This is a genomic window from Endozoicomonas sp. SESOKO1, from assembly GCF_024606265.1.
Lineage (GTDB): Bacteria > Pseudomonadota > Gammaproteobacteria > Pseudomonadales > Endozoicomonadaceae > Endozoicomonas.
Window position 1 is genome coordinate 1 of the sequence record NZ_JAHHPP010000379.1, and the last position, 19,473, is coordinate 19,473.

The window sequence follows — 19,473 nt, forward strand, 5'->3', positions numbered from 1 at the left end:
ATGCCGGCCTGTCACGCCGGAGGTCGCGGGTTCGAGTCCCGTCCGGTCCGCCATACACCTTAACCCTTACGATATCTGTCGTGAGGGTTTTGTCGTTTATAGGCCCTGTAAACAAAGGGTTAAACGTATTTCGCTGAGGTTTTCTCCTTTTCATATTTGAAGCTATTTTTCCCCGTTTTTCTTTCTTTTCTCTCTCTTCTCTGAAAAGCTATGGTCTGAGACCTTCCGAGAGCTGTAGCGTTTAACTGTCTGATTTTATAATCCTTTCGCTGTTGTTTGAGGTGTTGCAATTTTGTGGGTTCGCAGCTATTCCTGAGGTGGGCGCTGTGAAACACGGGTGAATTGTTTATAGGCTCACTGCTGGTGTTTTGCTTTGAATAAGCGACAAAATTGTACTAATCACTTTGTCTCTGTATACAGCGTGCCCGTTTTGAGCTTTTGGGTGAACAATACGAAAACAGGTCGCGTCTGCTGCTTCAAACTGCCAGAACTTCTTGGGAGTTAGGTTTGTGGTTCTATAACCACTTCACTTCATGATGGTTCAGTTATTACGGTTAAGGGGGAGTCTGTGAGCGTTGGAGAAAAGGTGTTTATTCAGAACGGGGGGTAAAGGGAGCTGGAGCTGCGCCGAATCAGGCGCAGTACGAAGTGGAAGAAGATCAGATCAAGAATCAAGACCCGACCCCGGTTTTCCGAAATGGAGTTGCTAAAATTATTCGACGACACAAGCCACTTATCCTGAACTGGTTCAAGGCTAAAAAGGCGTATTCCAGCGGTATCGTTGAGGGTCTGAACACCAAGATAAAACTCACTACGAGAAAATCATACGGTTTCAGAACCTACAGATGTGCGGAAATCGCGTTATATCATGCGCTTGGCAAGTTACCGGAACCGGAAATGGCCCACAGATTTTACTGGCGAGGCATATCCTGGGAGTTTTTTACCCCGGCGAGTATATAACTGAAAAAAATACTCATGTAATATTTGAGAACTTTGTCAGTATAACGTCAGCAAATATTATCATCACTATGAAAAAGATAACCATAACTACACTTGCCATGGTCCTGGCTGGTTGTGCCACCCAGACACCCCATGTAGCCGTTAAAGAGGCACCGGTCAGCCAGGAGCAGCAGATCGAAGCCCAGAAAACAGCCGCAGAAATTACTGCCACTCAGCCACTGCAACTGAAACGTAAGATCGCCATTGGTCGGATGAGTAATGAAACCACCTATGGTCGTTCTTTATTACGGGACGACTATATGGATCCACTGGGTAAGCAAGTAGGGGATATGTTGTCTGCCCGATTAATTAATTCAGGAAATTTCCTGGTGTTCGAACGGCCTGACTTAGCCCGTATTGAGCAGGAAAGAGCACTGTTTGGTGCCGGGGGGGAGCTGGTCGGAGTCGATACATTGATTGTTGGTTCGTTGACTGAGTTTGGTCGCAATGTGACTGGTGAAAGCGGTTTTCTAAGCAGTACCAAAACACAAAAAGCCCATGCCAAGGTTGAACTCCGGCTGGTGGATGTTAACACCGGACAAGCCTTTTTCTCTGCCACAGGTGCAGGTGAGGCAACCCTGGAAAGTGCCTCAGTGGCCGGTTTTGGTTCAAGGGCTGCCTATGATGGTACGCTGACCGACAAAGCCATTGCTGCTGCTATCAGTGATGTGATTGATGAAATGATCCAAAAAATGATGGAGCGTCCGTGGAAGACCTTTATTCTTGATATTGCCGATGGGCAGGTCTTTATCAGTGGTGGTAAAAGTCAGGGGCTGGCTCCGGGCAAGCAGTTAAAAGTGATGACTGCAGGTAAGCAGATAGAATCTCGCCAGACCGGCTTTATGATCACTCTGCCAGGTGCTGAGGTAGCAACAGTAGAGGTGGTTTCTACCTTTGGTGACAGTGAGAGTAATGAAGGCTCTCTGGTAAAAATTATCAGTGGAACACTGGACGGACATCGTCTGGAGACACTGGAAGTGGTTGAATAAGGGGGATTTGATGATGGTTAAGCGATTTGCACCAGCTGCTATTGCTTTGTCTTTTTTGGTTCTCACCGGTTGCGTCAATACGCCAACGGAAATAGTTCAGGCCAGGGATGACCGGCCTTTTATTATGTTTGCTGAAGTACGCTCCGGTGATGTTGTCGTACTGGACGGTATCAATATGGGAGCAGCTTCTGATTATATGGTGGGTAAGTCGGGTATGCGTATTGAACCCGGTACTCATTTTCTGCAAATCAAGCGGGACGGGAAAACGGTTTTCAACCAGAAGTTTTATGTCGCTGATGGCGTCAGTAAGACATTCACGGTGGGTGCTGGCAAATGATAATAAAAAAGATCACCGCTATAACAGTTCTTGCTGCCACTGTGCTGATGGCAGGTTGCCAGACCAGCCAAGGGCTATACCACTGGGGTGAATACGAAAGTGGACTTTTCGGCTACTATAAGGATCCGGCGGAGCTGGCCACATTGTCTGAGCAGCTATTGACGGCGATTGAGGCCGCCGATGGCCGTGTAGCACCCGGCATGTATGCAGAATATGGTACTCTGTTATTACAGCAGGGGAAAAAAGAAGAAGCGATCGCTTATTACCGTAAAGAAAAAGATCTGTGGCCTGAAAGTCGGCATTTAATGGATGCCATGATCAATAACCTGGCTGGTACAGAGGATACCAGTGTGCAGAGGGACGAGTGATATGATGGCATATGTGAAAAAATGGCTGGTTTTTCTGGGGATATTGCTGTTGACCGGTTGCGCTGTACAGGCTCCGAATGTTGACTTCAGTGCTTTTCAGCAGGCAAACCCCGCTTCCATACTGGTTGTGCCTGTGGTTAACGAGTCGGTCGATGTTGATGCACCCAACTACTTCTTATCGACGATCTCAGTCCCGTTGGCGGAAAAAGGCTACTATGTTTTTCCGGTGAATACGGTAAAGACGGTACTGGAAGGTGAAGGCCTGTATGATGCCAATCTGGTACATTCTGCTGACCCAGTACAGTTGGGGAATATGTTTGGTGCTGACGCTATTCTTTATGTCACCATTAATAAGTGGGATGCCCAGTATATTGTGCTTAGTACCACGGTGACTGTGGGCTTTACCTATCGGATTGTCAGCGGCAAAACCGGTGAAGAGCTGTGGAGCGCCAATAAAATCATGCAATATACGCCGCAACAGAACAACTCCTCTGGTAACCCTTTGGCGGATTTGCTCGTGATGGCAGTGTCTGCAGCAATAACCCGGGCGGCACCCAATTATTTACCGTTAACTCAACAGGCAAATTATCAGGTGCTATATCTTGACCCGACAAAACTGCCTAATGGACCTTATTTGCAGCCAAAGTCTTGAGATAAGGTAGACGGGGTTCCGGGTGATGTAGTTTTCTATTTTTGGTTAATTGTGTCTGGCCATTATCAAAAAATTCCGCCACTGGTTCCCACCCCACCGCCATACACCTTAACCCTTACGATACCTGTCGTAAGGGTTTTGTCGTTATAGGGCCTGTAAACAACGGGTTAAACGGATGCTGTGGATTTTAGTGAAGGGATTTTGCAGGTTCGCAGCAATTCCAGTGGTAGAGGCTCGGGACTGGATTTGAATTATTCTCTAAGGATGACATTCCCTGTCGATTGGCATGAGAGTTACTCGTTGTGCTCAATTACGTCATCAATAAAATCAGTTCTCCAGAACTACCGGTGTGAAAGGTACAGATTCCACCGTCAGTTGCAGCGGCAAAGAAATAGTTGTCACTGTCAGTACATACCAGGTAGCCTTTGCCTCTGGCTATGGCAGATCTGGCACCAGGATGATCGGCATATATCTCTGTCGATTTGAAACTTCTTCCTTGTCAGTGGGGTTACTTTTAATACTAACGTAAGCGTCTATGGAAATTTGTTGGCCCTCTGGTTTTGGGGGATTATTTTGGTAGCGAGTCCTTTTGCGCTGCTTTTCGTGCTCCAGGTAAACAGGGCCTTTATGTTTGCGAAGCTCCTTTTGGCGCTCCCTGGAGCGCTCCTTTTGGCGCTCTGCGTAAGTAGGATTATTCTGGTAGTACTTCCTGTTTTTCGCCCTTTCACGTTCTGCGTAAGCAGGATCTTTGCGTAGTTCCCTTTTTCGTTCCCTTTCGCGCTCTGCGTAAACGGGATCATTCTGGTAACGCTCCTTTTGGAGCTGCCTTCTACGCATCTTTTGGCGCTCCTTTTTTTGTTCTGCGTAATCAGGATCTGTGCGAAGCTCAGTTTGCAAGTGGCTGTTTTCATCAGACACCTCAACGCTTGCACGGGCAAAATTGCCGGATGAGTCCATTTCACACCTGGCAGGCATGTGAATTGGGTCTTCAAACGCGGAGTGCTCCATAGCAAACCTTCTTTCTGCAGGAGATGTGTGTTGTTGAAGCGGTACCATATTTGGTTGAGGCTTAACCATCGCAACGGGGGGTGTTGACCTGGAATAAGTATCAGAACGACCTTGATTATTGGCGGCTTGATCAGAAAATCCTGTGAGCCGATGAAGATTATTATCAACAGCTGCCTGGCTCTGTGTGGTTGGCTGGCCTAAACCTAAAATAGACTGGATCGAAAAGCGTTCATTTTCAGGAATATATGTAGCAGCATGACCATTGTTCTTCGGTTCTATTCTGACCGGTAAGTAAAGGGGGTGAGCGTTTTCAGTACGGCTGTCAACCACTGCTATCGTTCTTTTTTCAAACCAGGACTCTCGAAATGGATTATGAGAAGGCACTGTTGGCTGCTGAGGGTAGCTTTTGATAGTTTCATCAGCATGCATAATACATGGAATAATAGCTGCCTCTGCAACATCGCGGGAGAACGCTTGGCCTGACGACAGGCAAGATTCAGACAAAGTGGGAGCTTGAGAATAAGGAGGTTGATCGGAAGCAACATATAATTGCGCAGAGAAAGGAGGCTTGTACATTGAATTCTTGAATAATTGAATTTCAGCTTAGGACTACTTTTTCTTATAAAAGTTCCCCACAAACACAACCTATTCAATGTTGATGGAGTTTAGCCAAAAATAGTTTTGGGAATGGTAATGCGCTTCAAGCTGAACAGCAGGGCTTCAAGATTTTTGTTGCTAACAGATTGGAGCTCTATTGAAGATTCATATTCATTCTGTTTATGATGCAGGATAACCGTGTCACCTTTTTTCTCCCCGGCTGATTCACGAATGAATCTGAACCATGCCCATGGGCCCGAGTATGTCTTGACCGCCTGCTGTTGAGCCGCATCGTGGAATGATGAACTCAGTATTCGTTCATCGTTGTTAATTCGGAAAACACTTTTCTGCCATAGCGAGGGACCATGATTATAGATAATTTTTTTATAACCATCATCCAGCTGATAATGGGTCACATCTGAACTCAATGAAAATACTCGAATATTTAATGAATTATCAGAAAAGGTTCCGGTCTCATTGAAAAAGAAGTTTTTAATAACGTTGGCATGTTTAAAAAAAATCTTCAGCTCAGGGCTAAGACGAAAATCCTGGTGCTCTAAAAGCTGGATTCGATGGGAGTTAACCTGAAAAGGCTTTAAGTAGTAAGAATAAAAATTATCTATCCAGCCTCCTGGTCCGAAAGCGGCTTGAAATGCATCAGGCTCTATGTGCAGTGAACCATTGCCATAAATCGGGAACCGGCCGGCAATGGTTTGATGCCATGGGGATACCAGCTCTGTCAGCCACTGATTCTCTATGTACTGTTTGGCAAGCCTGAAATGGACACTCCCCCATTGTGAAACAAGTTGTTTGATCCATTGTCGGATGGCCACAGGCTGGCCTTCAGCCAGCAATGTGAGAGTCAGCACCGGGTGATGACCGTTAAGCAGTTGCCGAACCTGTTTGAAGGCAATAACGGAAGGGTTATCAGCGCTACGCAGGTGAATCAGGTTTTCAAGAATTTCTTCCAGATTTTTGTGCAGGTTGCGGAAAAATTCTCCATTACTGTTTTCGTCAATCAGACGATGATAATCAGTAAATGCTAACGACAGAAGTTGGTTGTGACCAGCGGAGCCACTGAGTTCATTATATGTCAGCAGAATACGCTGTCCTTCACTGTTTACACCATCACTGTTTACACCATCTCTGCTATCGGGATCATTAGTTTCTGCCGCTGTCAGGAACTTGGTGTGTTCATTAACGGCCCCCAGAACATCCGTTAATGGAGAGACACCCAGCAGCGCAAGCAAAGATACAATATCGGTGAGTTCGTTTATGGTCGCCGATCGACGTATATGTATACAGTTCAGTAACTGATGCCAGTGAGCAATATATTCCTGGGCAAACAGTTTTCTGACTGAGTCAATGGTGTTTACGGCCAATGCAGTGGAGACCACCCCATCTTCTCCCTGTATTTTCAGGGTATCCTGAATACTCCTGACAACCAGTGGTGCATCAGGTTGTAACTGTTTATTGTTCCAGCTGTTGGACGTGAACAGCAAGGGATGGTTTTTTGTGCAGGAGGGTGCATTACTCACTTCGAAGACATGATTGAAATGAGGTCCCATCAGGTTGGCAATAGCGATAGATTGCTTGAAGTCAGGCCTTACCTTAAGGCGATTATAGATCAGAATCGCGGCGGTTATGCCCTGTAACTGTTTTTGTGCTCTGTGTATTAACACAGAGTCCGGATTGTAGTTGATATAATCCGGCAAGGTCAGGTAGTCCCTCAGGCGCTTTTCAAGTTGTTCGGTAAATTGTGGGTTTAAGCCAGCCGTTTGTGCCAGAAGGGGCCGGGAGTTGTTGATTAGCTCATGGGTTGCCAGTTGGGAGGGATCAAATAGCATCATATAAAGCCGCAGACTTTCAAAAACCGTTATCATGTTTCTTTTTTGAATCTGCAGGTTCAGTGTATTGGCAAAAGCGGTAATCAGGTAAGGCGACAGCCTCAGCTTTAATTGTTCGTGATAATAGTTTTTCAGCATTTCCTGCAACGGCAGGAGACTCCGACGACTGGCCACTAACATCCGGGGCATTTGCTCATACTCCGCCAGTAAGTCTGCCAGGGAAGTAAGCTTTTCCAGCGTGGCTGGCAATGAGCTGATACGGCCTTGATCGCGCACCAGCAGGTCCGTGTTGGTTTTGTATGCCAGGAGTACTTTTCTGGTCTGGCCGGTCAGCTCTTTTTCAGCCATGAAATTGAGATATAACCACCAACCGGAAAGCAATAGCAACAGGCAACAACAGCCGTAACTACTTATGCTGGCAAAGCGATAGAAATAGTGTGCTTTTTTATTCATGCCAGCGCGGTTGGCAATCGGAAGCAGAAAGTGTTGGAAAATGTTCCGCAGGAATGAGCTGTGATATTCAGAACTAAGGGTGTCGAACGTCTGTCGGCTACCGGAAGAAAACAGGGAATGGCAATAGGTGGCTACACAGTCATAACGGTTGTTATCATCGGGATTGCTCGGCGGGCAGAGAAAATATCCGGCAACATCCAGCCTTTTGGTCATCAGGGTTTCTGAAAAACGGGTGATAAGCGGCTGGATCTGACTGCCATAAGTTGACAGTTGAAACAGTATTTCCAGGCTATCATTGGCGTGCCGGGTATTGTATACCAGTCCAATGAAATCTGACTGGCGAAGGTAAAGCGGTTGCAACAGTTTCTGCCAGGATGAATTAAACCAGTGCACTATTTTTTCGGTACTGTCTTTCGGTCGGATAGCTCCTAACGGGCAGGTAAGCTCATCACGATGCAGGCTTTTACAGAAGCTGTCATACCCGGTTAACTGGCGAATGCCGGAAAGCATGAACAGGGTTGGCAGCTTTTGCTGCGCAGACAAAGCCGCCTGGTCGCTGTACCTGCAGATACCGTTGAGGTAAGCCTCCTGCTCCTCAAGGCTCATGGAGAGAGTAGCCAGTGGCAAATCCAGAAGAATGCCATTTAAAGGTTGCCGTGGCCGTCTGTTTTTGACCATGGCAAGCATGGTGCTCCAGGACCGGTCGTTCTCTTCCAGTTCGTTGAGTCGTTTGACATGGAGCAACAGACAATCTTTACCGTGCCAGCCCTCGACGAACTTTTCCCTGGCAATGTGGGGCATGAATAACTCAAGCCCCATTGTCAGGAAAATCTGATCCAAGGCAGAGTTGTTATCAGAAAATACCAGGAATAATGGGCGACGATATCGGTTGCTTCGGGAAATTTGTCTGGTGATAAATGTGGATAGATAACTCTGTATTTCACGTTCATCCTGTTCTCTGCGTCTCTGAAGCAGGGTAAAAAAGAGTGCTGTACAAAGGGAAATGATAGCACCAGCCAGCAGGCAGAAAAATGTGATCATCCATTTCAGGAAGAACGCCAGAAAAGCCAATGGGAATAAAGACACCACTCCCATAATCAAGCACGTCAGCTTAATGATTTTGATTAAATAAGAGTTCATGAATCTTGTCCATTGTGGCTAATTGATAGCCGTCAGTAGGCTGATTGGTTACATTTCTGGTATCTTCAAGTGTGATGATCCCAATGTCTTTTTGTTCATGGATTAAAATGCCACCGATAATAAACAGAAAAATAAATATACCCAGGAAACACAACAGTGTTTGTCGATAGGGAAACGATCTTAATGGCTGGAATTCATGGTAACTGTTCTTGTTCTCCAGCTTCACTTTCTGCAGTAAACCCTGCTTGATAAACAGATGGTAGAGTTTCACCAGAAGTGTATTAAGCCCTTCCTGATTGCCATTATTGAACTGGCCACTGAACCCGGATTTGAAACAGAGAAAAGCGAGAAATAACAGGTCCATGTGATTATCAGTATCTTTGAGGCTTTCATCAATGACCTCGAAAACGTATCTGCCCGCGTCTCTTCTATTGAACAAATGGCTGCATAAGGTTTCCTGGAGCCAGAAGCCGCTGCCCCAGGAGGTGGCCATAATGAGCTCATCCAGCGTCGCGGCCAGAATCAGGAGGGCCTGCCTGGTATCAGGGTGCTGAACCTCATTCTCGAAATTTTGCAGTTGCTGCAGGATGCTACTGTAGAAGGCTGAAACACTGGCGGGTGTTTCAAGTCGCTGAATCGCATTGATCAGGGTCAGCAGTGGTAATGCACCGTCTACAAGGCGGTTACCGGTATCAATGGGGATCATACCTTTTATGTCATCAAGCCCATCTTCCGGTGACTGGGGTTGGACACAGTCCGGGCTGTTATTCTCAGAATTGGCAATTGGCTCATACATAGATCGTTTTTCTCAAGGCGTTTGAATCATGAAAAGCCTGACTTGGGGATCGCCAAGCTGTTTATCAAAATGCAGGGCGAAATGGGTGCAGTCCTTGATCAACGGATCACTGAGATCAACGACAAAAGTCTGACAATTTGGCAAACACAGCTCAATGGGAGGTGTAGCCAGTGGCGACAGCTTGAGTCCCGACATGGCGGCTTTTAACAGCGATTGAATCCTGTCCTGTGGAGCAACCGTGATAAACCGGGGTATATTCGCCATTAACCAACCTGAGTCAGCGCCTGAAATGTCAAAAGAGAGCACACACTGAACATTAGAACCCAGTACAGCGGGAATGGCAGCGGTAAGGATTCTTTCCATTTGAAAATCAGAGTGATCCAGAGGTACTTCCATGACCGTGTCACGAGAGATAATATCCATGGCATTCATGAGCTGTTCGAATATTTCCGGTAATACATCACTCAGTGAATCCAGATGGATAGTTTTAGGCCCGGGTATCTCATAGCCGGTCAGTCCGGAAAGCCCACCTGCCATTGAGTAAAGTTCCTGGTAAAGGTCCTGGGGAAGCAGGTAAGGGCGTGTCATCATAACCGCCAAACGTGCTTGCCACTGGCTGAAATACATGCTCCATAAACGATCCTGTAATAGTATGTGTTCACTTTTAAACTGCCTGCCGCTATTGATCCTGAAAGCAACGGCACTCGCCATCTGCTGTATTCGGTTGAATAGATGCTCGACTTTATCCATGACCACCCGGGATATTTGTAAATTAATGGCAGAAGGGATAAAGCTGTTGTCCAGGCAAACGGCACCATTGCCATCAATATAAGCAATCCGGGCAACGTTAAGACTTACGTAACTTTCCGCGGCATGATTGCCAATGATTAACTGGAAATTTGGCAGAGCCATATCAACATGGGCTGCCGGGGCATTCGGGTTAACCGTATCAACCAGAACCTGTGAATGAAATCGGTAACGGTGCTGTGCTGAATCACCGATTTCTGGACAACCATCACGGGTTACCGGCAAAACGAGGGAAACTATAGCATCGCTGGTGGCTGATGGTGGTGTGCCCGTTAACGGTTCGTCCAGAAGAAAAGGGGTGCTGTCCGGTAGTATGCCGCTGGCATAATTGATACGGAACTTGCCGGATTTCAATGATTCCACGTCAATGTCCAATGTCGTGAAGCCGGAACAGACCGGGTTCATCAATTGGAAATACTGCCCCGCAAGGTATTGGGTAAATCGATTTTGCTGCTGAAAGTGCTGGGGAGTCATAAAAGAACCTTCAAGCCAGCACACAGGATAGGGTTTCAATATAAAAGTCCTCATAACGAAAACGACAAAGTGAAGTCAAAATCAGTTATGCTGATTATTTACAGCGTTCTAATACCCCTTTGATATTATTGAATGAAATATCAAAGCATTGATTTTTTCCGGGATTTTTTCCGGGCTGGATTGGTAACCAATGACGTGTAGTTGCCTCTTCAAAGTTACTGAAAAAATAAAGCAGTCCGATAAAATTTGCCCCGGTTTCAGGTTTGATCAGCTTTGTTACAGTGGTTCCGGGCTTTAGAGGAAACGATAGATCAGGATAGATGAGGTCTTTCCCAAGTGATTTTTCTATATCTTGATACAAAGACAGGAAGTCCAGGGATTGAAAGCGTTCAATCTGTTTGAGCTGGACTATTTGAATAAATAATGGGTTTTGTTCAGAGCCTGAATAGGGGTTTAATACCTTGTTAGCCTTTATGTTGATTTTGATGGTTTCTTTTGATGCTATTTCGCCTGATGTCAATGCACTGGTGCAACCCAAAAGTGTGGTAAATGACAAAATAAACAACAACTTCACAGTATAACTAATCATTTCTCCTCCGTATTGTATTGGAACTCTGAGGGGCCTATTCCTTTCAACCTGCCCAGGGGCGACAATCAATGCAGAACTGTTTGCGCCTGCAAACTCAAGAGCCGATCAAGACTGTAGGACACCCCATGATGATCACCCCACCGTGAGCCGTGGAATCACCCATCCTGGCCTGTGGCATGTTATTGATCAGAACTGATTTGCTGCAGCCGACAATCGAGTCCGGCGGCCCAACACATAAGCACTGCTGACCGGCACCAGCTGCAGGCAGGCAACCAATTAAAACAGTGGGTGCCGAAGGCGCTGGTAACACCGGCCCTCCTACGTGGGGAACCGGAGGCACTGTGGGACTCTGCATCGGGCACATGTGCATATCAAGAACGCGTGCTGCAGGCATCATAAGTTAAATTCCTTCCAGAGAAAGAGCGAGTAAGTCATCTTTATGCATACCTTCAACCAGCTTGATTCCCAGCTTGATAAACTGCGGGTAGAGTTTGTCGCTATGCATGGCATTCTCAACCAGTGCCGCAAGTTGGACAGCTCCGGATACTGCCTGACCGAATAGGGAAGGACTGGGGTTAACTTCTGGTGCATCTTCCGGGGTAATGCTGCCACCGCTCCAGAAGATTGCCTGTCCCAGCCAAGCTATGGGGGATTTTACCCCAAGATGATGTAAATCTTTTTCATGGGATCGGCGATACTTTTCCGCAGGTTCCTTTAACCACGAATTGATTCCTTCAAGGACATTTACTTCCTGACTACTCCATAACACAGGAGTATGAATCAAACAGACATACCCCCATGAGATGGAATATCTTTTCTTCAGGCAATGCGCTAAGAAAATGACAGAATCGCTGTAGGACTGTTCTGTTAATAAGCTGGTCAGCAGATGACTTGGGGTTTTAACTTTTTGCGCCAGATCAACAATGCGTCCATTAAAATCGTGCACCTCAAGCAGTCTGGACAGGTCATCGAATAACAAAGCACTCATAATCTCAATTAACCATTGTTAATTTGCCATTAATTATTAACACACCGTCGCTTTTTAAATTCACGCAGGCGTCACCACTGGAGGTTATAATTTTTCCTTTTATATCGACCATCTCTCCGCCAAGGGTGGCCAGTTCTCCCTTAATGTTAACGATTTTGCCATTTATAGTGGTTGATACATCCGCTTCAATGGTAATACGGGGTGATTTTATGGTGACAGCCGATGGGTCAATATTGATTTCACTGTTGCCGGAGGTCAGACTAATACCTGAACTTCCTGAAATGTTAATTTTCTGTCCCTTTATTGTGGTATCTGAATCAGAGGAATAACTGGCGTTTGCCCTGGATTCAATATTGATGTCTGCACCGGATGCAAGCATCAGGCTTTTTTCAATGTTCATTGTCTGATTACCCACCACAGAGGAAACCAGGTCGTTGACGACTTCAAGTAACATATCCCTCTGGCTTCTTATATAAAACTCTTCTTGATCTTTGCGGTCATCCAGCCTGATTTCGTGACCTTCGGTGCCATCTGGCATGGAACGTGTCTTGAAACCGGTCAAGTGACCTTCACTGCAGGGTCGTTTGTTAAGCCCATTAAAAATGCACCCTACCACCACTGGTTGATCGGGGTCACCATCAATGAAACTGACGACCACTTCCTGTCCGACACGGGGCAATATAAAGCTTCCGAAACCGGAACCTGCCAGTGATTGAGCCACCGGTACCCAGCAGAAGCATTGATCACCTTTTGTTGTTTCTGAAGTGTCCCAATGAAAACGGACTTTAATATCACCTTGTTCATTATGGTAAATCTCTTTACCGTCAGGTCCTGAAACCAAGGCTGTCTGTACACCGCAAATTCTGTTTTTATTGAGGGCAGGAGGGACAAAAGGGTAGTCGATATTGATACAGGTAAAGGTATTTTCATACTCTTTTTGCCTGTTTCTGGATTGTTCATTAACGTTGCAGTGAAACTGGTGAGAGATTTGATCAATGTAATACTCTCCCTGCTGGTTAGCATCCGGATGACAGCTGATTTCAAACCTGGTGCCTGTACGAAATCCGGATTGTGAACTTTTACAGCTAATGCGATGGCGGGATACGCGATTGACAAAATTCAGGGCCGCCTGGTCAGCCGCTGATCTCTGGTCAACCCGGGAATCCCAAAGGGTAGTTTCTGTGGCGGGGGTTGTTCCTGGACCCGTGTCGGATTGGGCAATTGAACTGATGATTGCCTCTCCCTGCTCCCGGTTATAACCGGTTACGCCAGCTTTACAGCTGTAATGGGTGTGGAACACTGGAGTGCAGCTACGAAGGCTTTTGATTTTATCGCTGGCATGTTCCCCATATTCAACAGGTTCATCGAACAGGTTAAAGGTCCGGTCGTTTGCACCAACAACCATGGTGTGGCTGCCGAAAGTGTGGGTGAAATAGTAGCACTTACCCTCTTCACTGAGGAGTCGTGAGATCAATTCCAGGTCAGTTTCCAGATACTGGACACAAATGGTTCGAGACTCGATAGTATCATTATCAACAAAACGTATTGGCGTATCGAATTCATATTCAGAACAGATCTGGTCAATAATTTCATAGGTATTCATATTCTGAAAAATACGACAGTTTTTTCTAAACCTCAGTCTATATAGCCAGGGACTCAGTTCTATCTCCCATAATGCACCACCCCTTTCCCTTGAGTACTTCCAAAGTTCCTTTACATAGCCATTGACAATAAATAGTGTGGTCAGCTGTGTTTCAAAACCTGTTCGATAACTGATGGTTAAAGGCTTGTTAATCAGGCTGCTCTCATCGAGGCTGATACTGTTTGTAAACACCGTTGCCCTTGCCGTAAAAAGCTCACTCAATCTCTCGCTAACTTCCAGTTTTGTGGTGATGTACCTGTTTCCTGAACTATCTTCGGCAACAAGACGCCTGTTGTCCGGTATAAAGTCACTGTTCATAAAAATATCCTTATTTATCAGACACTGAACCTGTAGTTACTGATTTTATGGCTGATTTGGACAGAACAAAATAGATTCTTTATTGAAAGAAAGAAAATAAGAAAATCTAATTAATATATGATGTTCATATCATAAAAAATTAAGTGTTTTTTTTGAAAGTCATCTAGATTCTCATTAGCTATTGCAGACAGACAGGGAGTGCAAAAAAATCAGACAACAATCAACGTAAAAACCTGATGTAAAAACCTAATGTAAAAATTTGATGTAAAAACTGAAACATCTGTGTTTAGTGAATAAAGATGGTTAGGTGTTTCTTGCCTGTGCCAATTATATATTTTCAGTAATGCCTATTATGATTATTTTGAATGAGAATTTATATTTATCCCTGAGTTCTCGATTTGTTGATTCGGTCGAGCTTATCCTGCTTAATGATACCACCGAGTACAGATTCCTTCGTAAGCTGATTGCGGAAGCTAATTCGATTTCCAGGTCCTGGTTATATGAGCCAGACGCTGATGTAGCGATAAGCCTGAAAAACAATCTAATAAATGCCTGGCAGAAGTGTCATCAGTGGTTACTGGGCGAGATAAAGGGTAAGGCTTTGTGGTCTCCGGAATGGTTCGGCTGGCTGGCGTATACCAGTCTGTACTCACCTGAATCCCCATGGCAGTCTTTCTGCTATTCCTTTCTCCTTCTTGATCTTTGTCTCGAACGGGTGCCTGCTGATTTCAACGGTAATTCCAGGGAATCTTTTCTGGAATCCCTTGGTCGCCTTGCTTCAATGATCTCTGATGAGAGTAGGGAGCCCCTGTTTTTGACCCCTTTGCTGGAAACGGAACTGCTGAATAACCACTCCCTGAGGGAACTTAAGGAGGATAATCAGGAACAGAAAGTACCAGACCGATTTTCTTCTGATACATTGAAATGTCTCCAATCCCTGTCTGAGTCACTGGAGAAACTTCCAGGGCACTTCAATCGTTTTGACCAAATTATACATCTTGAGAAAATGAAAACGGTCATTAGTGATGCAGTGCTGGTGCTCAATCAATGTATCCCGGGTTCTCGGTCCTCTGATCAGAAAACTGATCAGGAAAGTTCAGCCTGCCATCAACCATCAGACAGTACGGGTGATAACGGTATCCTCGCCGGACAGTCGGCACCAAAGGTCATGGATAGAGATAGTGCCAGGCTTACCATTCAGGAGCTGCTTGCTTTTTTTCGCCGGACCGAACCCCATAGCCCGGTTTCCTGGCAGCTTGAAACCGCGTTGAATTGGCTGGATATGAGTTTTCCTGAACTTCTTTTAAAGATGACTGGTGAGCAACAGGAGATCTATCAGGATATAAGTCGGCGGCTTGGTATGATTGATACCTTATCAATTGGAGAAAAAAATGATGAATAATCCAGTAATACAGGGGAAACCAATAAACAGCTTTCTGCCATCTGTTTATGCTGAGTCTTTTTTATCCATTGGGCGTCTGGCTGATGTTTATAAATACGGTCAGTACCTATTTTATTTTATTAATTTACTAAATTATCGGGAAAATTGTTATGGCCAGTTTTTACATGAATATCGAAGGGCAAACCCCAAAAGGAGCAGCAACATTGGAAAAATTCACTGGAGGTGATGGTTTACCAAAGGAAGGCTGGTTTGGAATATCGTCGTTTAGCTGGGGAGCCTCCCGGTCAATAGGCATGGATGTTGGAGATCACAGTAATATGGAGAGCGGAAATTGCATGATGCACGAATTCAGGCTCAACAAATCACTCTGTGGTGCCTATGAAAACATATTATCCCTGTTACTGGCGCCCTCAAATGAGGGAAAGAAATTATTTCTGATTGGCACAAAACCTGAAAGAGTGGCAAATCAGGGACCTGAAGTCTATCTGCAGGTGACCCTTGAGGAAAGTCGGCTCAGTTATTTCAGTATGTCAGGTGATGAAGGTACACCAACGGTTCAGTATCACATCACTTATAGCATGTTCCATATAAAGCACTGGTTTGAATCTGCCTCTGGTGAATTATCACCGGGAGGGCTGATTACCTATAACGTCAAGTCAGCATCAGCAGAATCTACAGTGTCAAGCTGATGTACGGCGATTGTTATAAAGTAATTGTTATAAGGCAATTGTTATAAGGCAATTGCGTAGATTCCTGAAATTGAGATTAATCATCTCAATCGACTATCAAAAGTAAAGATTCAAGAAAATGCCTCAAAACTCCCAACATAAACGTGTTCATAAAAATCGTGTCAGTATCACTTATGATGTTGATGTCAGTGGATCTACCCAAAGCCGTGAACTGCCATTTGTGGTCGGGGTCATTGCCGATCTCTCCGGCCATCGCCCGGATAATCGAAAAGACGCCATTGAAGACCGGCAATTTATCCGGGTGGATCAGGATAACTTTGATCTGATTATGTCAAAGCTTGGCCCTGAACTCAGCCTTTCAGTAGAAAATAAGCTCGAAGAGGATGGGGGAGCTATTGCCTGTGATCTCTCTTTTAATGCCATGGAAGACTTTGATCCCGACAATATTGTGCAACAGGTACCTGTCTTGAATGAACTGGTCACTGCCAGAAACCAGTTGATGTCGCTACTTGGCAAGTCTGACCGCTGTCGGGATCTGGAAAAAACGCTGAGAGAAGTGATCAGCAATAATGAATTGATGCAAAAACTGGCAGATGAGCTGGATATTGGTGAGGAGTAGTCATGAGTGATGTTGAAGCGAACCAGGCTGAAACCAACTTCCCGGACGTGTTTGCCAACGGCGTTTTATTAACCCTTCAGGAAAACCGGGGCCAGAGTAATGCGGATGACCTGAAGTCCCTGATCATCAATCTGGTTATTCAGTTCAGGGAAGGGCGCCTGAAATGGATGGGTAACCTGACTCATACCATTAACGATGCCGTTGCCAACCTTGATGAGCTTGTTTCACGTCAGCTGTCTGCTGTTATGGCGAATCCCGGGTTTCGTAAACTGGAGGGAAGCTGGCTTGGCTTGCAAAAGCTGGTACGAAACTCAGAGCTTGGTACCAGCTTGAAGATAAAACTCTTTGATGCCTCCCAGGAAGAGTTGTTAACACAATTTGAGAATGCGCCTGCTGTTGATCGTAGTCCACTGTTTAATAATTTCTATCAGCAGGAGTTCGGCACTGCCGGCGGTGAGCCTTATGGCTTACTGGTGGGCGATATGTATTTCAGCTACAGCGATCAGGATATTACGCTGCTCCGTTATCTTGCGGAAGTCGCCGCCGCCAGCCACTGTCCTTTTATAGCGGCAGCCCCCTCTGAGATGTTTGAATTGCCTTCATTTGTTGCCCTGGCGGAGGGCAGGCCTGTTGCCACAGGTTTTGATGACCCGCTTTACGGCGCCTGGAATGCGTTCAGAAGCTGTGACGATGCCCGGTTTGTGACATTGACCGTGCCCCGTGTATTGGCAAGGCTGCCATACGGCGCCGACACCAATCCGGTAACCCGGTTTAATTTTGAGGAACTGACCCGCAGCAGGGAAGGTGTCTTGCAACTGGATCATGAACGGGACTTTGTCTGGACCAATGCCGCCTATGAGCTGGCTTTGAATATGACCAGGGCATTCAGCCAGTCAGGCTGGTGTACCGCCATTCGTGGCGTTGATAATGGTGGCAGGGTAGAGAACTTGCCCAACTTTACCTATCAATCGCTATCAGGTGACCGCCTGCAACTTTGTCCTGCTGAAGTCAATCTTACCGATGAGCGGGAAAAGGAACTCAGTGACCTCGGCTTCCTGCCGCTGGTTCATTACAAAGGGCAGAACTATGCCGTGTTCCTGGGGGCTCAAACGACCCAGAAACCACAGACTTTTGTTGAGCCGGAAACCACGGCCAATGCCGCGATATCAGCCCGGCTGCCTTATGTGATGGCCAGCAGCCGGATTGCCCATTACCTGAAGGTGATGGGGCGGGACTTTATTGGTTCCAATTTGACCGCTGAAGATGTTGAAAAGCAACTTAAAAACTGGATCGGCCAGTATACCAACCCCAATGCGGTAGGTAATGAAGCCAGGGCAAGGTGTCCACTCAGGGAGTCGCAGGTCTCGGTGATAGAACAAAAAGGCAGGCCCGGTAGTTATTTTGTGGTTGCCAACCTCAGGCCCTGGTTGCAAATGGAAGAGCTTACTGCGTCCCTGAGAACGGTGGCTGCCATACCCTCTTCGTAATGAATGCTATGGGAACACTGGAAATAAACCTCTTGCGTCTGGTTGCAGCGGTTGATGATCGGTTGCACCGCCAGACCCAGTGTGTGATTGACTCCGATGCCTTTAAAGAACTCAAGGCAACATGGACCGGTTTGCACTGGTTGACTCAGCAACAACAGGTTGGCGATGGCACCAAAGTAAAAGTCATGGATCTGTCGGAGGCTGAGTTAAGCGACAACTTGCGGTCGTCAGGTAGTCTGTCACAAACGCTGCTCTATCAGAAGGTTTACCGTGAAGGGCTGTGTACGCTGGGAGGGGAGCCTTTTGGTTTGTTGATGGCAGACTATCGTTTAGAGTTTTTCAACCAGATTCCTTCTGAACAGGCGGGGCTTGTCCGGAAGCTTTCTGAACTGGGGGAGCTGTCCCTCTGCCCGGTAGTTCTCGGCATGGGCAACCTGTGGCAATGTGACAACCCCTCGCTGTCCTGCTGTGCATCAAGGTTGGAAAGGGTGGGCGCATTTCCCGATTATGAGAGTTTCAGGGCAATCAGGGAACAAACGTCTGCCAGTTTTCTTGCCATTACCTGGCCTCGTTTTACTACGGGAATTGGCCGGAAGACTTACGACAGGACTTATCTGCCTCGCATTGGTCCTGTCTGGTGTCATAGTGGTTATGCGCTGCTGGCCCTGGTGATCAGGGAGTATGGTGAACATGGCTGGTTTTCCGGTTTGCAGGCCTGGGGCGAAGGGGTCAAGTGTGGGGCCATACTGCCACAGGCGCCGGATAAGCCAGGTACCATGGCTGAAATCCGGCTTACTGAATTGCTTGAGTCGACCCTTGTCAGGCTGGGCATCATGCCTTTGGGCAGCGGCTGGCTTGACCATAGCTCGGGGTTTTTCTCCATGTCCATGACGGGTGTTCTCCCGGGCAAGGAGTACCGCCAGTTTCTGCCACCTTTACTGATTGTCTGTCGCTTTGGGCATTATCTGAAAGTAAAAATCCGTGAACGTGTAGGCTCGACCAATCAGGTTGTGGAGTATACCAACTACCTGCAACGGTGGCTTGATCAATACTGCAGTCCCTCAGAAATCAGGGACTTGTCCCTGCTGGCGGTCTCTCCACTTAAATGGGCAAAGATATCGGTTCAGGAGGTTGAAGATAAACCGGGAGCTTTTCTGGCAACCCTGGAACTGCTCCCGCACTTACCACCCGGATTTACCGTGGATGCATTAAGAATTCACTTGCAGCTGTCTGCGGATTCTGACGATTTTCTGCCCTAGGACATCGCCAGGT

At 46.4% G+C, this 19,473-nt stretch carries 17 protein-coding genes and 1 pseudogene; 10 read left to right on the forward strand and 8 right to left on the reverse strand.

Going from position 1 to position 19,473, the window contains the following annotated elements:
• Positions 1 to 702: 702 nt before the first annotated feature.
• The 5 genes and pseudogenes from KDK13_RS17035 to KDK13_RS17055 all read left to right on the forward strand — a co-directional run.
• A pseudogene (locus KDK13_RS17035) lies at positions 703 to 960 on the forward strand (transposase); the annotation flags it as partial.
• Between the two features lie 68 nt (positions 961 to 1,028).
• The gene (locus tag KDK13_RS17040) at positions 1,029 to 1,988 is read left to right on the forward strand and encodes a CsgG/HfaB family protein (RefSeq protein WP_257286183.1); all 960 of its coding nucleotides are present in this window, start codon (positions 1,029 to 1,031) and stop codon (positions 1,986 to 1,988) included.
• Between the two features lie 10 nt (positions 1,989 to 1,998).
• Positions 1,999 to 2,325 carry a hypothetical protein gene (locus tag KDK13_RS17045; RefSeq protein ID WP_257286184.1) on the forward strand — a complete coding sequence of 109 codons (327 nt, stop codon included), beginning with the start codon at positions 1,999 to 2,001 and terminating at the stop codon, positions 2,323 to 2,325.
• A complete protein-coding gene (locus KDK13_RS17050) occupies positions 2,322 to 2,693 on the forward strand; it encodes a DUF4810 domain-containing protein (RefSeq protein WP_257286185.1) in 372 nt (123 codons plus the stop codon). The genes KDK13_RS17045 and KDK13_RS17050 overlap by 4 nt, the downstream gene beginning before the upstream one ends.
• A 1-nt stretch (position 2,694) precedes the next feature.
• Entirely contained in the window at positions 2,695 to 3,345 is a 651-nt protein-coding gene (locus KDK13_RS17055) for a DUF799 domain-containing protein (protein ID WP_257286186.1), read from the forward strand.
• 435 nt (positions 3,346 to 3,780) lie between these two features.
• On the opposite strand, the gene KDK13_RS17060 is transcribed toward KDK13_RS17055, so the two are convergent.
• The 8 genes from KDK13_RS17060 to KDK13_RS17095 form a co-directional block, all read right to left on the reverse strand.
• Positions 3,781 to 4,737: a hypothetical protein gene (locus tag KDK13_RS17060; RefSeq protein WP_257286187.1), complete on the reverse strand. Its 957-nt coding sequence runs from the start codon at positions 4,735 to 4,737 to the stop codon at positions 3,781 to 3,783.
• 281 nt (positions 4,738 to 5,018) lie between these two features.
• Complete coding sequence (locus tag KDK13_RS17065) at positions 5,019 to 8,390, reverse strand: ImcF-related family protein (RefSeq protein WP_257286188.1); 3,372 nt, start codon at positions 8,388 to 8,390, stop codon at positions 5,019 to 5,021.
• Entirely contained in the window at positions 8,362 to 9,186 is an 825-nt protein-coding gene (gene icmH / locus KDK13_RS17070; RefSeq protein WP_257286189.1) for a type IVB secretion system protein IcmH/DotU, read from the reverse strand. The genes KDK13_RS17065 and icmH overlap by 29 nt, the downstream gene beginning before the upstream one ends.
• A gap of 12 nt (positions 9,187 to 9,198) precedes the next feature.
• Entirely contained in the window at positions 9,199 to 10,521 is a 1,323-nt protein-coding gene (gene tssK, locus KDK13_RS17075) for a type VI secretion system baseplate subunit TssK (RefSeq protein WP_257286190.1), read from the reverse strand.
• Between the two features lie 40 nt (positions 10,522 to 10,561).
• Entirely contained in the window at positions 10,562 to 11,056 is a 495-nt protein-coding gene (tssJ, locus tag KDK13_RS17080; protein ID WP_257286191.1) for a type VI secretion system lipoprotein TssJ, read from the reverse strand.
• A 94-nt stretch (positions 11,057 to 11,150) separates the two neighbouring features.
• A complete protein-coding gene (locus KDK13_RS17085; protein WP_257286192.1) occupies positions 11,151 to 11,453 on the reverse strand; it encodes a PAAR domain-containing protein in 303 nt (100 codons plus the stop codon).
• A 3-nt stretch (positions 11,454 to 11,456) separates the two neighbouring features.
• Entirely contained in the window at positions 11,457 to 12,002 is a 546-nt protein-coding gene (locus KDK13_RS17090) for a hypothetical protein (protein WP_257286193.1), read from the reverse strand.
• A 46-nt stretch (positions 12,003 to 12,048) separates the two neighbouring features.
• Positions 12,049 to 14,004, reverse strand: coding sequence for a type VI secretion system Vgr family protein (locus KDK13_RS17095; RefSeq protein WP_257286194.1), 1,956 nt, complete (start codon positions 14,002 to 14,004; stop codon positions 12,049 to 12,051).
• Between the two features lie 352 nt (positions 14,005 to 14,356).
• Between KDK13_RS17095 and KDK13_RS17100 the strand changes: the two genes are divergently transcribed.
• The 5 genes from KDK13_RS17100 to KDK13_RS17120 all read left to right on the forward strand — a co-directional run bounded on the left by KDK13_RS17100 (position 14,357) and on the right by KDK13_RS17120 (position 19,460).
• Complete coding sequence (locus KDK13_RS17100; RefSeq protein WP_257286195.1) at positions 14,357 to 15,406, forward strand: hypothetical protein; 1,050 nt, start codon at positions 14,357 to 14,359, stop codon at positions 15,404 to 15,406.
• Between the two features lie 149 nt (positions 15,407 to 15,555).
• Positions 15,556 to 16,095 carry a type VI secretion system tube protein Hcp gene (locus KDK13_RS17105; RefSeq protein ID WP_257286196.1) on the forward strand — a complete coding sequence of 180 codons (540 nt, stop codon included), beginning with the start codon at positions 15,556 to 15,558 and terminating at the stop codon, positions 16,093 to 16,095.
• Positions 16,096 to 16,213: 118 nt separating this feature from the next.
• Positions 16,214 to 16,714, forward strand: a complete 501-nt coding sequence (gene tssB, locus KDK13_RS17110) for a type VI secretion system contractile sheath small subunit (protein ID WP_257286197.1) — start codon at positions 16,214 to 16,216, stop codon at positions 16,712 to 16,714.
• Positions 16,715 to 16,716: 2 nt separating this feature from the next.
• The gene (gene tssC / locus KDK13_RS17115) at positions 16,717 to 18,201 is read left to right on the forward strand and encodes a type VI secretion system contractile sheath large subunit (RefSeq protein WP_257286198.1); all 1,485 of its coding nucleotides are present in this window, start codon (positions 16,717 to 16,719) and stop codon (positions 18,199 to 18,201) included.
• 8 nt (positions 18,202 to 18,209) lie between these two features.
• A complete protein-coding gene (locus tag KDK13_RS17120) occupies positions 18,210 to 19,460 on the forward strand; it encodes a type VI secretion system contractile sheath domain-containing protein (protein WP_257286199.1) in 1,251 nt (416 codons plus the stop codon).
• Positions 19,461 to 19,473 lie beyond the last annotated feature (13 nt).

Coding starts and splice junctions, on each gene's coding strand:
- KDK13_RS17055 (WP_257286186.1), top strand. CDS start 2,695: ATGATGGCATATGTGAAAAAATGGCTGGTTTTTCTGGGGATATTGCTG.
- tssK (WP_257286190.1), bottom strand. CDS start 10,521: ATGAGGACTTTTATATTGAAACCCTATCCTGTGTGCTGGCTTGAAGGT.
- KDK13_RS17100 (WP_257286195.1), top strand. CDS start 14,357: ATGATTATTTTGAATGAGAATTTATATTTATCCCTGAGTTCTCGATTT.
- KDK13_RS17120 (WP_257286199.1), top strand. CDS start 18,210: ATGGGAACACTGGAAATAAACCTCTTGCGTCTGGTTGCAGCGGTTGAT.
- KDK13_RS17105 (WP_257286196.1), top strand. CDS start 15,556: ATGGCCAGTTTTTACATGAATATCGAAGGGCAAACCCCAAAAGGAGCA.
- tssJ (WP_257286191.1), bottom strand. CDS start 11,056: ATGATTAGTTATACTGTGAAGTTGTTGTTTATTTTGTCATTTACCACA.
- KDK13_RS17095 (WP_257286194.1), bottom strand. CDS start 14,004: ATGAACAGTGACTTTATACCGGACAACAGGCGTCTTGTTGCCGAAGAT.
- KDK13_RS17065 (WP_257286188.1), bottom strand. CDS start 8,390: ATGAACTCTTATTTAATCAAAATCATTAAGCTGACGTGCTTGATTATG.
- icmH (WP_257286189.1), bottom strand. CDS start 9,186: ATGTATGAGCCAATTGCCAATTCTGAGAATAACAGCCCGGACTGTGTC.
- KDK13_RS17045 (WP_257286184.1), top strand. CDS start 1,999: ATGATGGTTAAGCGATTTGCACCAGCTGCTATTGCTTTGTCTTTTTTG.
- KDK13_RS17085 (WP_257286192.1), bottom strand. CDS start 11,453: ATGATGCCTGCAGCACGCGTTCTTGATATGCACATGTGCCCGATGCAG.
- KDK13_RS17050 (WP_257286185.1), top strand. CDS start 2,322: ATGATAATAAAAAAGATCACCGCTATAACAGTTCTTGCTGCCACTGTG.
- tssB (WP_257286197.1), top strand. CDS start 16,214: ATGCCTCAAAACTCCCAACATAAACGTGTTCATAAAAATCGTGTCAGT.
- tssC (WP_257286198.1), top strand. CDS start 16,717: ATGAGTGATGTTGAAGCGAACCAGGCTGAAACCAACTTCCCGGACGTG.
- KDK13_RS17040 (WP_257286183.1), top strand. CDS start 1,029: ATGAAAAAGATAACCATAACTACACTTGCCATGGTCCTGGCTGGTTGT.